Annotated in this window: 10 protein-coding genes; 7 read left to right on the plus strand and 3 right to left on the minus strand. The window is 40.9% G+C overall.

The genetic code is table 11. From position 1 onward, the window contains the following. Positions 1 to 63: 63 nt before the first annotated feature. Positions 64 to 984 carry an NAD(P)-dependent oxidoreductase gene (locus tag EYW48_RS16185; RefSeq protein ID WP_277432673.1) on the minus strand — a complete coding sequence of 307 codons (921 nt, stop codon included), beginning with the start codon at positions 982 to 984 and terminating at the stop codon, positions 64 to 66. A gap of 458 nt (positions 985 to 1,442) precedes the next feature. Here EYW48_RS16185 and EYW48_RS16190 point away from each other — a divergent pair, with 458 nt between their 5' ends. The 6 genes from EYW48_RS16190 to EYW48_RS16215 all read left to right on the plus strand — a co-directional run bounded on the left by EYW48_RS16190 (position 1,443) and on the right by EYW48_RS16215 (position 6,971). After that, positions 1,443 to 2,471, plus strand: coding sequence for an amino acid ABC transporter substrate-binding protein (locus EYW48_RS16190; protein WP_053311580.1), 1,029 nt, complete (start codon positions 1,443 to 1,445; stop codon positions 2,469 to 2,471). 69 nt (positions 2,472 to 2,540) lie between these two features. Further along, positions 2,541 to 3,746 (plus strand): amino acid ABC transporter permease, encoded by a 1,206-nt coding sequence (locus EYW48_RS16195; RefSeq protein ID WP_053311581.1) that lies wholly within the window; start codon positions 2,541 to 2,543, stop codon positions 3,744 to 3,746. 1 nt (position 3,747) lies between these two features. Continuing rightward, positions 3,748 to 4,845 carry an amino acid ABC transporter permease gene (locus EYW48_RS16200; protein WP_277432674.1) on the plus strand — a complete coding sequence of 366 codons (1,098 nt, stop codon included), beginning with the start codon at positions 3,748 to 3,750 and terminating at the stop codon, positions 4,843 to 4,845. Between the two features lie 21 nt (positions 4,846 to 4,866). Next, positions 4,867 to 5,634, plus strand: a complete 768-nt coding sequence (locus EYW48_RS16205) for an amino acid ABC transporter ATP-binding protein (protein ID WP_053311583.1) — start codon at positions 4,867 to 4,869, stop codon at positions 5,632 to 5,634. A 220-nt stretch (positions 5,635 to 5,854) separates the two neighbouring features. Next, a complete protein-coding gene (locus EYW48_RS16210; protein WP_053311584.1) occupies positions 5,855 to 6,523 on the plus strand; it encodes a Bax inhibitor-1/YccA family protein in 669 nt (222 codons plus the stop codon). A 118-nt stretch (positions 6,524 to 6,641) separates the two neighbouring features. Further along, entirely contained in the window at positions 6,642 to 6,971 is a 330-nt protein-coding gene (locus EYW48_RS16215) for a TusE/DsrC/DsvC family sulfur relay protein (RefSeq protein WP_053311585.1), read from the plus strand. A gap of 30 nt (positions 6,972 to 7,001) precedes the next feature. Here the strand turns inward: EYW48_RS16215 and yccX are convergent, their stop codons facing one another. Then, positions 7,002 to 7,277 carry an acylphosphatase gene (yccX, locus tag EYW48_RS16220; protein ID WP_277432675.1) on the minus strand — a complete coding sequence of 92 codons (276 nt, stop codon included), beginning with the start codon at positions 7,275 to 7,277 and terminating at the stop codon, positions 7,002 to 7,004. A 267-nt stretch (positions 7,278 to 7,544) separates the two neighbouring features. On the opposite strand from yccX, the gene EYW48_RS16225 reads away from it, so the two are divergent. Beyond that, on the plus strand, positions 7,545 to 8,738 hold the full coding sequence (locus EYW48_RS16225) for a class I SAM-dependent methyltransferase (protein ID WP_171981816.1): 1,194 nt from the start codon (positions 7,545 to 7,547) through the stop codon (positions 8,736 to 8,738). Between the two features lie 97 nt (positions 8,739 to 8,835). Here the strand turns inward: EYW48_RS16225 and EYW48_RS16230 are convergent, their stop codons facing one another. Beyond that, positions 8,836 to 15,009: a cadherin-like domain-containing protein gene (locus tag EYW48_RS16230; protein ID WP_277432676.1), complete on the minus strand. Its 6,174-nt coding sequence runs from the start codon at positions 15,007 to 15,009 to the stop codon at positions 8,836 to 8,838. Positions 15,010 to 15,047 lie beyond the last annotated feature (38 nt).

Here is a 15,047-nt window from a genome sequence, read left to right on the forward strand (position 1 = left end):
CTATATTACAAAAAACTGAACAAAATTACCGACCAATGCCTATGTTTTTTTACAATTCGCCAACTATAAGGTTAAATCTGCCCCTATTAACAGTGTGTAATCTGTTGCCTGCTTAGGCATCAACACACAAATTCGTCGTTTTTCTGCTCTTGCTTGGTTTAATTTTTCTGCAAGCTGCGCTGCATCTTGGAAACTTTTCCTTTCCGCATCCCGACGGACGAGGTCAATAAACTCAAATGGACAGTTTTCTTCAAAAAATACGATCTCTGCTCGCTGCATATAGCGAAGCGCTTTAATTGGTAATAACTCTACATCATCACCAAAACCTATCCATGTACATTGCCCTTCATTATCAATGGGTTGTTTCAGAGCTTGCTGGTATAGAGCCTCCAAATCCTCTCTATTTTTTGCATTTTCAACTTTAGGCTCACCGAGAAACTCTTCCCAAAACTTACGTCGTTCCGACACAGAAGCTAACGACTGTTTGATCGAATTTCGCTTAGATGAGCCAAAATCTGCCAATAATGATAAGTTTTGTGGTAACACTGCCTCTAGTGTTTCTCGGATATTACGAACTAAAACTGGAGATGCTCCCCCACTTGAGATCGCAATTTGAATTCGCCCACGCTCGATCATCGAAGGGGTAATGAAATCACAATACGGTTGATCGTCAACTACATTGACTAAAATTCGAGAATTTTTCGCATCTTTATGCACTTGATGATTCAGCGAAGGGTTATCCGTCGTTGCCCATACTTGCAAATAATCGTTAGTGAGTAACTCGGATGAGTAGAAATTTTGCACCCATTGACAACGCTTTTGCTCAACGAGTTCTAACAAGTATGGCTCTATTTTAGGCGATACAATCGTGACAAGAGCGCCAGCTCGGATTAAAGCATCGACTTTTCGACACGCAACTTCACCACCACCAACAACCAACACCGGTTTATCGTTCAAATTTAGAAACAGGGGAAAATACTGCATTTCATTCCATGAATAAAGTAAATAACTATTCGCTAGATGCTACCAAAAATAGGGCAACGACGACACCAAATATCCACTGCAAAATAATTATTGACTAAATTTTCAACAGTTTCCAGTGAAAAACTCCACAACCAACTAATGATACAAATGTTAATTTCATATTAAAAGATAAAGATACTGCTTCCATCTGTTGCCCTACTCTTGATCACTGTTGCACTATTTACATTCACTTAACATTTAGTCATTCTAACCACAGCTTAGGTTTGTGACTCTAATCAAAAATCTTTTCAAATTATGCATTTGAGAAAATACAAATCCTTATCTACGCTTATAACTGGTTGATTTATAAATGTGCTCTTGTGTGCAAATACAGCCAAATTAAATAAGAAACACAACATTTTTACTACGTTGTATCAGGTGTCACCTGGTTTAACATGGATCATACAGGAAGGATACAAATGGCGAATAAACTAACACTTCTTGCTTCAGTTGTAGCGGCTTCTACTGCCATGATGGCGACAACAGCTTCTGCTGCAGACAGCACCCTAGATAAAGTTCTTTCACAAGGCGTTTTGACTTGTGGCGTAAGTACTGGTCTGCCGGGCTTCTCAAACCCAAACTCTAAAGGTGAATGGGAAGGAATTGATGTTGAATATTGTCAAGCACTTGCAGCTGCAGTTCTTGGTGACAAGTCAAAAGTAAAATATGTGCCACTAACCGCTAAAGAACGTTTTACAGCACTTCAGTCTGGTGAAATCGATGTTCTTTCACGTAACACAACATGGACTTTACAACGTGATAGCGCCCTAGGTCTTAACTTCGTTGGCGTAAACTACTACGACGGTCAAGGCTTTATGGTCAAGAAAGATCTTGGTATCAAGAGTGCCAAAGAACTTGATGGTGCATCTGTTTGTGTTCAGTCAGGTACCACAACAGAGCTTAACTTAGCCGATTACTTCCGTAATACCGGTATGAGCTATAAGCCAGTTGTATTTGATACTGCCGCTCAAACTTCGAAAGGTTTCGATGCTGGTCGCTGTGATGTGTTAACAACTGACCAATCAGGCCTATACGCCCTTCGCCTAAATTTACAAGACCCTAATGTAGCGGTTGTACTTCCGGAAATTATTTCTAAAGAGCCTCTTGGTCCAGTAGTACGTCAAGACGATGACAAATGGTTCAACGTTGCAAAATGGACGTTGAATGCAATGATTAACGCTGAAGAATACGGCATCACGTCTAAAAATGCTGATGAAATGCTCAAGTCAAATGATCCAAACATCAAACGTATCCTTGGCCTTGATGGACCTAAAGGTAAAGGTTTAGGTATTCGTGATGACTGGGGTTACCAAATCGTGAAACAAGTTGGTAACTACGGTGAAAGTTTTGAGCGCACCGTTGGTACTGGCTCACCACTGCAAATCTCACGTGGTGTAAATGCTTTGTGGAACGCTGGCGGCTTTATGTACGCTCCACCACTCCGTTAATAGTGAAACAAACCCAAATGGGCGGTTTCGGCCGCCTTTTTTAGAAAATGGATTTGAGGTTATAGTTGTATGAAACCTACTAATACTATTGCGGCTAAGTCTGAGGCTCCCTCGGCGAAAAGCGCAAACCTGTTCTATAATCCCACCTTTCGATCAGTCGTATTTCAAGTCATTGCAGTATCGGCATTGATCTTTTTCTTTTATACCATTGTGTCAAACGCACTTTCCAACTTAGACGCTCGCGGTATCGCGACCGGCTTTGATTTTTTAGATCAAGAGGCTGGCTTTGGGATTGGCCTAACTCTTGTTGAATATGATGAAACATTCTCTTATGGACGCACCTTTGTTGTTGGTCTTTTAAATACGGCTTTGGTTTCATTGCTTGGTGTTATTCTAGCAACCATCCTTGGTTTCTTTATTGGGATTGCTCGTTTGTCATCGAACTGGCTGGTGAGTCGATTAGCTGCTGTATACATTGAAACATTCCGTAATATTCCTTTGCTGTTACAAATTTTCTTTTGGTATTTTGCCGTTTTACAAGCACTGCCTTCACCAAGACAAAGCATGCAGTTAGGAGATTCAATTTTCCTTAACGTTCGAGGCCTATTCTTTCCCTCACCAGTTTTTGAAGCAGGCAGTTCAGCGATATTTTTTACCTTCATCGCCGGGTTGATAACTTCAATCATTATTGGTATATGGGCTAAAAACAGACAAAGTTTAACCGGCCAACAAACACCAATGGGCAGGATAATTTTCGCTCTGTGTGTCATTTTACCAGTCGTTGTTTATTTTATTATGGGTCGACCTATCTCTGCGGAATATCCCGCACTAAAAGGGTTCAACTTCCAGGGTGGTATAAGTATTATCCCCGAATTGGCCGCTTTACTTGTCGCACTTAGTATTTATACAGCCGCCTTCATCGCTGAGATCGTTCGTTCTGGTATCAATGCCGTCAATCACGGTCAATCAGAAGCAGCCATGTCTCTTGGCTTACCAAGATCAAAAACATTGAAACTGGTTGTGATTCCACAGGCACTACGCATCATCATCCCACCGTTAACCAGCCAGTACTTAAACTTAACGAAAAACTCATCGTTAGCTATGGCAATAGGTTATCCAGATTTAGTATCTGTTTTTGCAGGAACAACACTCAACCAGACTGGGCAAGCCATTGAAATTATCGCGATGACGATGGGGGTTTACCTGACACTAAGCTTGGTTACCTCAGCGTTAATGAACATTTATAACCGTAAAGTTGCTTTGGTGGAGAGATAAGATGAAAGTACATCAATTTCAGCCTAGCCTTCCGCCTCCTGCTAATACTGTTGGTCTGGTCGGTTGGTTACGAAAAAACCTTTTTAACAACGCCGTAAACTCGATTCTTACATTAGTCCTCGGTTATATAGCTCTATCCTTGATTTGGTATGTCTTTAATTGGGCAATATTCAATGCCGATTGGATAGGCAGTACACGTAATGATTGCACTCGTGACGGTGCTTGTTGGGTGTTTATCAGTGTTAGATGGGATCAGTTCATGTACGGCTTTTACCCTGAAGCTGAACTTTGGCGCCCTCGCCTTTTCTATTTCACACTAGCGATTTTCACTGTACTACTTGCGTATGAAAAAACGCCTAAAAAAACATGGATATGGTTATTCTTTGTCAATATCTATCCATTTATGGTTGCAGCTTTGCTGTACGGTGGTTTTTTTGGATTAGAAGTTGTTGATACGCATAAGTGGGGTGGCCTACTCGTAACATTGATCATCGCTTTAGTCGGTATTGTGGTGTCATTACCAATCGGTGTTGCCTTGGCTTTAGGTCGTCGTTCAGACATGCCAATTATACGTAGCTTATGTACTGTATATATTGAAGTTTGGCGTGGCGTTCCTCTGATTACTGTACTGTTTATGGCGTCGGTTATGCTACCGCTGTTCCTTTCCGAAGGCTCAGAAACAGACAAGCTGATCCGCGCACTGATTGGGGTCGTGATGTTCAGTGCGGCTTATATGGCTGAAGTGATTCGTGGTGGCCTACAAGCGATACCAAAAGGTCAATATGAAGCAGCAGATGCGCTTGGCTTGAGCTACTGGAAAAAAATCAGTTTAATTATTTTGCCTCAGGCGCTAAAAATCACCATTCCATCAATTGTGAATACTTTCATTGGTTTATTTAAAGATACCAGTTTGGTACTCATTATCGGTATGTTCGACGTTTTAGGCATTGGACAAGCAGCAAATACTGACCCTGAATGGTTAGGCTTTGCGACCGAAAGTTATATATTTGTCGCGTTAGTGTTCTGGGTGTTTTGTTTTGGTATGTCGAGATACTCGATATGGCTCGAAAATAAACTCCACACTGGTCACAAACGATAATCAAGAATTCAAGGACGTATTATGACGCAACAACACAAACTAGCTCCCTCTGAAGAAGTCATGATTCAGATTAATGATATGAATAAATGGTACGGAGAGTTTCACGTACTGAAAAACATCAATCTAACGGTGAAAAAAGGCGAAAAAATCGTTATTTGTGGCCCTTCCGGCTCAGGTAAATCGACCATGATTCGCTGTATTAATCGACTTGAAGAGCATCAAAAAGGTCAAATTATCGTTGCAGGCAATGAGTTAACTGAAGATTTAAAAAATATCGAAGCCGTTCGCCGCGAAGTCGGCATGTGTTTTCAACACTTTAATTTATTCCCTCACCTAACTGTATTGGAAAACTGCACCCTAGCTCCTATTTGGGTCAAGAAAATGCCTAAGGGCGAAGCCGAAGCTATCGCAATGAAGTATTTAGAAAGGGTGAAGATCCCAGATCAAGCGGACAAATATCCAGGTCAACTTTCTGGTGGTCAGCAGCAACGTGTTGCCATTGCTCGCTCATTATGTATGAACCCACAAGTCATGTTATTTGATGAACCAACATCGGCGCTTGACCCAGAGATGGTTAGGGAAGTACTGGATGTAATGGTCGAGTTGGCTGAAGAAGGCATGACTATGCTTTGTGTGACGCATGAAATGGGCTTTGCTAAAGAAGTCGCCGATAGAGTTATCTTTATGGATGCGGGTGAAATCATTGAAGAAAACAACCCAGTTGAGTTCTTTGAAAACCCGCAATCAGACAGAACACGAAACTTCCTTTCTCAAATTCTGCATCATTAATTAACAAGCTTTGATTGTTAATTACTAACCAATTGATAAAAGAGGTGTTTTTCACCTCTTTTTCTTTTATGTTAACCGACACATCATGTTACACATTCATTTACATGTCCGTGACTATTTTTACTATTATGGAACGAAAGAAATGGTACATCGGGCTTGATTTATGGAACTTTCAGCCCCATAAATGTACTTAAAGACATAAACCCTTACGAGGAAGATTATGAACAGCCCTATGTTTACTCGCTCAGCAAGTTTAGAGAGCACATTACAAACGAATAAAGTATTGAAGAATACATACTTCTTACTTTCAATGACGCTAATGACCAGTGCTATTGCAGCAATGGCTACCATGGCTATGCAAATATCATCAATGATGGCGTTAGTTATGCAACTAGCCGCCATCGGAATCCTTTTCTTTGTGATGCCTAAAGCAGTTAACTCTTCTTCAGGTATCGTTTGGACGTTTGTATTTACTACATTAATGGGTGGTGCCTTGGGGCCAATGCTGAACCATTATGTGGCGATTCCAAATGGTCCAAGCATTATTGCTCAAGCTTTAGGTTTGACTGGCCTAGTTTTTATGGGTCTATCCGCTTATACCATAACGACTAAAAAAGACTTTTCATTCATGAGAAGTTTCTTAATGGCTGGCCTTATCATCGTTATTGTTGCGGCACTTATTAATATCTTTGTTGGCTCAACAGTAGCTCAACTTGCTATTAGTAGCATTTCAGCGCTCGTATTTTCTGGCTTTATTTTGTTTGATACAAGCCGTATCGTGCGAGGTGAAGAAACTAACTACATCAATGCAACTATCTCAATGTATTTGAATATTTTGAACCTGTTTATCAGCTTACTGAGCATTCTAGGTATCATGAACGACGACTAATCTAGCCGTTTAGAAAAAGCCCGGAAGCGAACGCTTTCGGGCTTTTTACTTTCTAAATAGTTGAGATCAGCCATACCGTGATATACCCTAGCGGCAAATCGTTATTTGAGGAACTCACATGTTCGAATACAACGGTAAAATCATCGAAACTGACGCTCAAGGTTACCTGCTTGACCACACTCAGTGGGAAGAAGGCATGATCCAAATTTTAGCTAATCATGAAGAGATCGAATTGACGGATGCGCATTTAGAAGTCATTCACTTTGTTCGCCAATTTTATGAAGAATTTAATACGTCCCCTGCTGTACGCATGCTTGTAAAAGCCATGGAAAAAGCACATGGACCAGAAAAAGGTAATAGTAAGTATTTGTTTAAGCTATTTAAACAAGGCCCAGCTAAACAAGCAACCAAACTTGCAGGCCTGCCTAAACCCGCGAAGTGCTTATAAGATATATACGATAAGGCTCACTAAATAGCCTTATCGTATTTCAAAACCTTTAAAACTTTCAGAAGCAAAACCACTTTCACGCATCACAAACTTAACCTGCGCAGTCTTTGGTCCTTGTTTAATCCATTGGTAAAGCTGTTCTATGTTGTCGCTATCTCCAACGGCTATCACTTCTACATCACCATTATTTAAATTTTTAGCGTACCCTGTTAAACCTAGTTTCAAGGCATAATGTGCTGTGTGGTAACGAAAACCAACCCCTTGCACTATTCCTGAGACTACAAATTTATCGCATTGCGTCGCCATGAATACCTCGCTATCTCATCTAAACCATATACATTGGTAATTTGAACCTAAACCCAACAAACCTACCATTTATTTAATATTATGGAATAGATAAATGCTTGTTGAATTGATGGATATCCCATTGATTAAAAATCGTAATGAATGATGACTTTTAAAGATCAAGTAATTAGCAATCCAACATATAGCGTATCTCTGTTTCTTTATTTGCTTTCCATAACCTTTTCTATGAAAATACGCCCCCATTTTGAATATTTCATCGAGTAACCTATGACACCTGCAATTTATCTAGTAAAAGGCCGAGAAAAGTCTTTACGCCGTAAACATCCTTGGATTTTCTCGAGAGGAATCAATAAGGTTGAAGGTGAACCTGGCCTCGGTGAAACGGTAGATGTACTTACCCATGACGGCCAGTGGTTAGCTAAAGCAGCCTATTCCCCCACCTCTCAAATTAGAGCGCGCGTGTGGAGCTTTGACAAAAGAGAAATTGATACGGATTTCTTTGTTCAACGAATCAAAGACGCTTTACTAGTACGTGAAGATATTATCGCGCGAGATGGCTTGACAGGTTTTAGACTTATTGCTGCTGAGTCAGATGGCTTACCTGGGATAACCATCGATAAATATCAAGACTACCTAGTTTGCCAACTACTTAGTGCTGGTGCCGAGTTCCACAAATCCTCGCTCGTTGATGCTCTTATCCAAGTTTTCCCTGAATGCAGTATCTACGAGCGCTCAGATGTCGCGGTGCGTAAAAAAGAAGGTCTTGATGAAACAACCGGTGTGCTTCACGGTCAAGAACCGCCAAAATCAATCATCATTGAAGAAAATGGGGTAAAAATAAGCGTCGATATTATTGGTGGACACAAAACTGGTTTCTACCTTGATCAACGAGATAGCCGCCAAAAATCTTTAAAATATGTTAAAAATAAAGAGGTTCTTAACTGCTTTTCCTACACGGGAGGTTTTGGCCTATACGCCCTAAAAGGTGGTGCACAGCGTGTTATCAATGCCGACGTATCTCAGCCAGCACTAGATACCGCTAAATATAATGCTGAAATTAACAATTTTGATATTTCTAAAAAACGAGCCGTTTTCCTGAATGCCGATGTTTTTAAATTGCTACGTGAGTACCGTGATCAAGGTACACAATTTGATGTGGTCATCATGGACCCACCAAAATTTGTATCGAGCAAAAATAACTTAACATCAGGGGCAAATGGTTATAAAGATATTAACATGCTCGCCATGCAAATTTTAAAGCCAGGCGGAACACTGCTTACCTACTCATGCTCTGGCTTAATGGGAACCGACCTATTTCAAAAAATAATTGCTGATGCCGCCTTGGATGCAGGCCGCAGCGTTAAGTTTGTAGAGAGATTCGAGCAAGCTGCCGACCACCTTACAGATTCAGCCTATCCTGAAGGTTTTTATTTGAAAGGGTTTGCTTGTAAGGTTTTATAATACCAAGCACAGCAAACAACTATTCACTCTAGCAGTAACCAAAGATATCCAGACAACATAAAAAACCGGAGCCCTTTCAAGCTCCGGTTTTCTTATTTTAATCCTTTAAATGATTTAAGTTATCCATCAAATTAGAAGTAATGTCGACGGCGGATGCTCCATCGAAATCAATAGTGAGTTTTTCACCACCTTTACTGATGCTCAAGGTCGCAGCCGAGCTATCTTGGGTAATAATCACGTCGACACCATTTACATGGCCTTCATTATCTCCAGAACTCAAATCGTTAAGCAAAGCCGTAATATCGTCTTTTTCCATATCAGAAAACAAATCAGACAGATCTAACTGATCACCTTCCGCGGCATTGAAATCCGTCACTCTATCAGTCGCCGTATCCATATCAACCCATTTGAAGATATCAGCACCTTCATCACCAGTTAGGATGTCGTTACCATAGCCTCCAATTAAGATATCATCACCGGCTCCACCAAATAGAATATCGTCACCTAAACTACCATCCAATACGTCGTTTCCTTCATGACCAAGGATAATGTCATGATTATCTGTTCCTCGAAATTGGTCATCCCCAGTAGATGCATTAAATGATGAAGTTGTTGATGGATTGATTTCTCCATTATGGTTAACGTTAAGCGTAACGAGTTGTTCTGATTCAATACCCGCTGCATTTTTCACAGTAATTAATACTTCAAATGCAACTGACTTACCAGATTCAATGGTTGGTGCACCTTGATTTGGTTGGAAGAAGTAAGAACCATCTTGTCCAATTCGGAAATCACCATATTGAGTCTCAACAACAAGCTCTTTACCTATATTATCAACAAGAAAATCTAACCCAGACGGTTGATTTTCTACGTTACCATTACTGTCTATTGTCTGAAGTATCTGAGCCTTAGTCGCATCAATCACAACTTCATTTGCATCCATACCAGATATTGCAAGTAATAGTGAACCTATGTGGCCGATAGTTGGGCGCAGTTGTGGTAGTGTCGCTTTTATTTCAGAGTCTGGGATGAATACCACTTCCCCATTTGCACCTGCCAACTCGTTTAGACCCGATTTAGGGATACTATCTTCACTTCCGACACCAACCGCTGTTACTAGCTTGCCTTCAATAAACTCATTCCATAGTTGGTTAACCTGAGAACTCCAACCACTGTTATTTTCTCCATCACTAATGACGTAAATTACGTCATTAGTTTGACCAATTATATTTGAAGGGAATTGACTATCTTTATATCCATTCATGATGGCATATACAGCTTCTTCATAATCAGTACCACCTTCAGGGTCAAACAAGCCTGAGTAGCTATTACCGTTTGCCTTATCCATTCCTTTTATGACATCCCGTAGCAAAGCAAGTGCATTGTCCACCGTATACCAACCTAATGAAACAGCGTGACTATCAGATTTTTCAGTATATTGGTTATCAAAGTCCACTAACTGGACTAGTGCTTTATCTGAGCCTTGTTGAGATTGAACATTTTCCAATAGCGAAATAGATGCTTCAAGTACCAACTCCATTCGAGTTTTGTGTCTATCCGGGTCATCTTGATCTAAGTCACTGACTAGTGGTTTTGTATTCATACTTCCTGATGAATCAAGAGCCAGTGTAATAAGAGTTGTAGGAGCAGCTCCTCCCTGATCGGCATTGACATCACTGCTTGATGCTACATTAACTGTTGTGCTTGCACCTAAATCAGAATCGGCAAGAGCAGTCTCTTTCGCCACTACAGTAACATCAACATCCAGTGGGTCTGCTGATGAATAACGCACTACGAGGTTATCGTAATTGATATGTTGAGTTGCTATACCTTGAACATCAATAATCCAAATGTGCTCCCCATCAACCTCCTGGAAACGACCTAGCACTTCACCTGTATCTTTGTTGATAATTTTTGCATCATCAGGAAGACCGTTGATTTGAATTTCATCGAGGAATTCACTGCTATCTCTATCTGCCAAAGATGCTGCAAGATTAAATTCAGTTTCTGCTTCTTGAACAACGGTATAGGTACCATCTTGATTAAGCTCGACTATGGCATCAGCAAAGATAAGGCGTTCAATTTCGTAAAGATGCTCGCCTTCTGAATATGGATTGTTGGTATTCTGAGTATCATGTTCATTACTGTCACTAACATGCCAATACGGTTTTGATGAATTCCCGTGATTAGTGTAAAAATCAAGAGTGTAGTCAGCGAGATTACCGCTATATACGACCGTATCTAGCCCTAAATCAGTTGCAGAGCCGTTTCCGCCAAAAATAGCATCATTGCCAGCCCCACCGATAAAGATATCATTACCTGTTGTTACCCAATCTTTACCATTCCAATAAGCTTGTTCACCGGATAATGAATCACCATCATTAGTACCAATAATAATGTCATTTAAGCCGGAACCAACGATATTGGCCCCCATAAATGAACCATTTAAAGACTGCCCAAGCTCATTTAACTCTTCTGCTGTAAATGTCGTAGAAGAGTCTGCATTAACCAACTTTAGATGTAATTCGCTACTCAAAGATACATTATTGTTAATTGTATCCCCGAATACTGCCGTAACATTTGGCGCGTCAGCAACAGGCTTAACCTCTATCGTTAAGGTATCTGTTTTACCTGTATTCGTTGTATATACAATCGTCGGTACTGTTCCAGACCAATTCTGCGTTGGCTCAAAGCTAAAGTTACCGTTAACACTAACGACCAAAATACCTTCATCAATCTCTATAAACTGACCAGCCTGATGCTCTTGACCTTCAACGGAGATTTTAGTGATACTCAACGCATCATCTTCATCACTATCATTGAGAAGTACATTACCCGTGATAACTTGATCTTCGTTGCCACTATAATGATCGCTCTGTGTAACCGTCGGAGACTGTTCATGTACAACCACATGGATATCTTGTGTCGACTGAGCTTGATCACCATTCGCTTTTTCTGTGCTGGTCGCAGTAACTGTGATGGTAAAATCATCATGGCTACCCAGTGGCGGTGTTACCACTAATGAGTCAAGAGACCAATTTGAGACATCAACATTACCTTGAGTACTGATCGTAACACTATGTGTACCATCACTGATTATTGCTCCTTGCGGTAAACCACTGAGTAAGATAGCCAGAGACTCTGAACCATCAATATCACTCAGTGAAGCATCAATCTCTGAGAGAGGTATTGCGCTATCTTGTCGACCTTCATTAACCTGGTAAACATCGTAGTACTCTACGCCATTTTCATCGACTTGCAGTCCTGAAATTCTTAGCTCAGAAGCTTCTAAAGCATCAACATTAGTAACTATAGAAAGGTTACTATTACTTAAATTTACAGCAGATTGATTATCAATAGAGACATTAACATCAAAATTACCTTGTCCATTCTGATTATGGTGATAGATAGAAATTGGATAATAACCGGATATTTGTGGAGTAAATTCACTACCGATGATCTGCCCGCTAGAAACGCCCCAACGAGCCTGATCAACCAACTGCCCACCAATGGTAATCGCAAGGCTATCATCACCTCGTCCCACGAAATCATAACTGGTACCAGCTTCAAGATAAACTAGACCTGTTAGGAGAACGGCTTGGTTAGGTGATGTTGCATTACTTGCACTATCTTCCGCATTTGCAGTGGTACTCTGACTAGCTACCGATGCGTCTAGGGCAGATAAGTGTGCGATAAGCTCAGCTCCAGAGACTCCATTACCAAGATCATACTTAGCAGCAATTACGACATTATCCCAAGTTGATACGTTAAATACCTGTTGCGGTAACACAAGATCAGGTTCAACAATATCTAAGTTGGGAGCATCCGCCACTGGTTTAATATCAATGATTAAGGTTGATTCTGTAATGCTATTAATCTGACCATCTGTTGCTTTAAAACCAATATGCACATAATCATTATTCTGATCTCCAATGCCTGATTCATTGTAGACATCACTACCTGATTCATTAGCAGCAGGAATGAACCTTACTTGATTCGAATCGAACGTCGCTTTATCGAGGGTTTGCTCTTCCTGTACTGGCTTCCAACCATTATCACCATCTTTATATTCGAGAATACCGTTAATTGGTAGCGACGTGATTATTACACCAAGAGCAGCTTCTGCAGAATCAACATCTGATACACCAAGAGACGCCCACTGAATATTGGTAACTGAATCTTCTAGAGCATCAACATTTCCACCCGCAGCTGTAGGTGCATCGTTAACCGGATTAACGGTAAACTCAAACGTACTATTTACTGGTTCACTGTTGTCTTCATTACCATCTTCAACATTCACACTAAACGAAGCAGTTAAGGTTTCAGAACCATCATGAACAAAGGTCACTAAACCGGCTTGAAGCTGGGTTCCCGTGAAAATAGTAGCTTCCACACCATCAACATAAACCAAGCCGCTGCTTAAATTACTAATGGTAAATACAACGCCATCTGCATTGTCGTCGACATCTTTAAAGCCTAAATCAGCAGCAGTAAGAGTATATGTCCCCGCCTCATCCATGCTTGCACTCAGATCACCAGTAAGCTCAGGTGCATCGTTAATAGAATTTACAGCCACTTCCACAACAGCAGCAGAGGAACCTTTTTGGCTATCCGTAATGGTGTAACTGATCGTCGCTTTACCTGTGAAGTTTTCTGCTGGCGTAAACACAACTTGATTATTAACAATACTAACCGAACCTTGTTCAGCCGGGACTATCGCAGTAACGGTTAATGCATCATTATCCGCATCGCTGTCATTACCTAAAACATTAATCGTGATCGTCTTATCTTCATCAGTCGCAACATCATCATTTTTTGCCACTGGTAATGTATTGACACCAAGTGCATCACTATCTTTAAACTCAATACCACTATCTTGACCCGGATATTGAAGTTCGGCAGAAATCGTTAATTCATCACCTTCAATATCCGAAGTTAAAATGCTCTGAGTGATTACTCCTGCGGCAATATGTGAAGCATTAAGTTCTATAGACGTTTGATTCCCTTCGATAACAAGTAATAAAGTAGCACCAACAATCGCACCAATCGGAAGTTTGACAGTGAATCCAACGCTGTCTCTATTACTGTCAATAATCTCGTCATTGTCTCTTTCGAGAGTGACTATTGGAGCGAAGAGTTCAGAGAAGCTCTTAGTACCGTCTGTAAATTTAAACTGCTCAAACTCGATAAAGGTATTAACGTCACCATTATTTTCAGTAATAGTCACAGAGCCGTCGCTGTTAAGCATAAATGTTGCTGCATCAGAAGCGAAATTAAACTGAGCGGTATCAGTCCCTGCACCACCATCAGCCACTAACATATCGTTAGCATCATCTTGGTCGACTTTCAGTAAATCATCACCCTTACCAAGTAAAACGAAGTCATCCGTCACCTCTGAAAGAGCCGGATCATAAGTACCATGGTAGTAATGAACAATTTTCGATGCTTCACTGGTATTACCAAAGGTGTCGGTTTCTTTAGCATACAGGAACTCGTTATCATTCAATGGAATCGCAGCTTCATTCGAAATATCCAAAGTCCAAGTAGGTTCAGGATTTCCATCAACAACTTGCGCAGTTCCAATAGAAACATAATTGCCGTTGGCATCTTTAGCAAACACTTCAATGGTATTGCCCGGCTCACTACCAGTACCATGTAAAGTGACAGTCGAGTAATCTGAAGCGACAGAGTCATCCGTCACCTTAGTTATCGTCGGTGAATCAGGTGCAATGACATCAAAGAAGTACGGCTCAGTTGTAGTCGCTACAGTAGTGTTACCTGCAGTATCTGTAACCGTTAGTTTGGCTGTTAGAATTGCACTACCTTCAGTGATATTTTCTGGAATGAGATCTGAACCTTTGACTATAGATTCAAACTTGTAACCAATTTGGTTATTACTACTATCTAAATGTGGGACGTTTGACACAACACCAGAACCGATCAATTTATTACCGATGTAAAAATCAATTTTGTCACCTGGTTGAGCATCTTTATTCGCAAAACCCACAACTAAAACATCACCATTTGCCTCTGAAGCACTAATTCTATGATCTTCTGCAATATTGAGAATATCGATTTCAGCTAGGACAATGGTATCCACTTTCGCTTCGTCGCTGCCTTCCTTCGACACGTTGCCGTCGCGGTCGGTCTGCGTTGCATCGACCTTGATGCTTGCGCCCTCTGCCACGGTTTCTGTCCACGTGATGGTGCCATTGTTGTAGCTGTAGTTGCTGTCGCTTATCTCGCCGTCTTCATTCAGGCTCAGCGTCACTGTGCTTGCGCTGCCACCATTGCTGATGGTCAGTGTCA

The sequence above is a fragment of the Vibrio sp. 1180_3 genome, assembly GCF_029478545.1.
GTDB lineage: Bacteria > Pseudomonadota > Gammaproteobacteria > Enterobacterales > Vibrionaceae > Vibrio > Vibrio aestuarianus.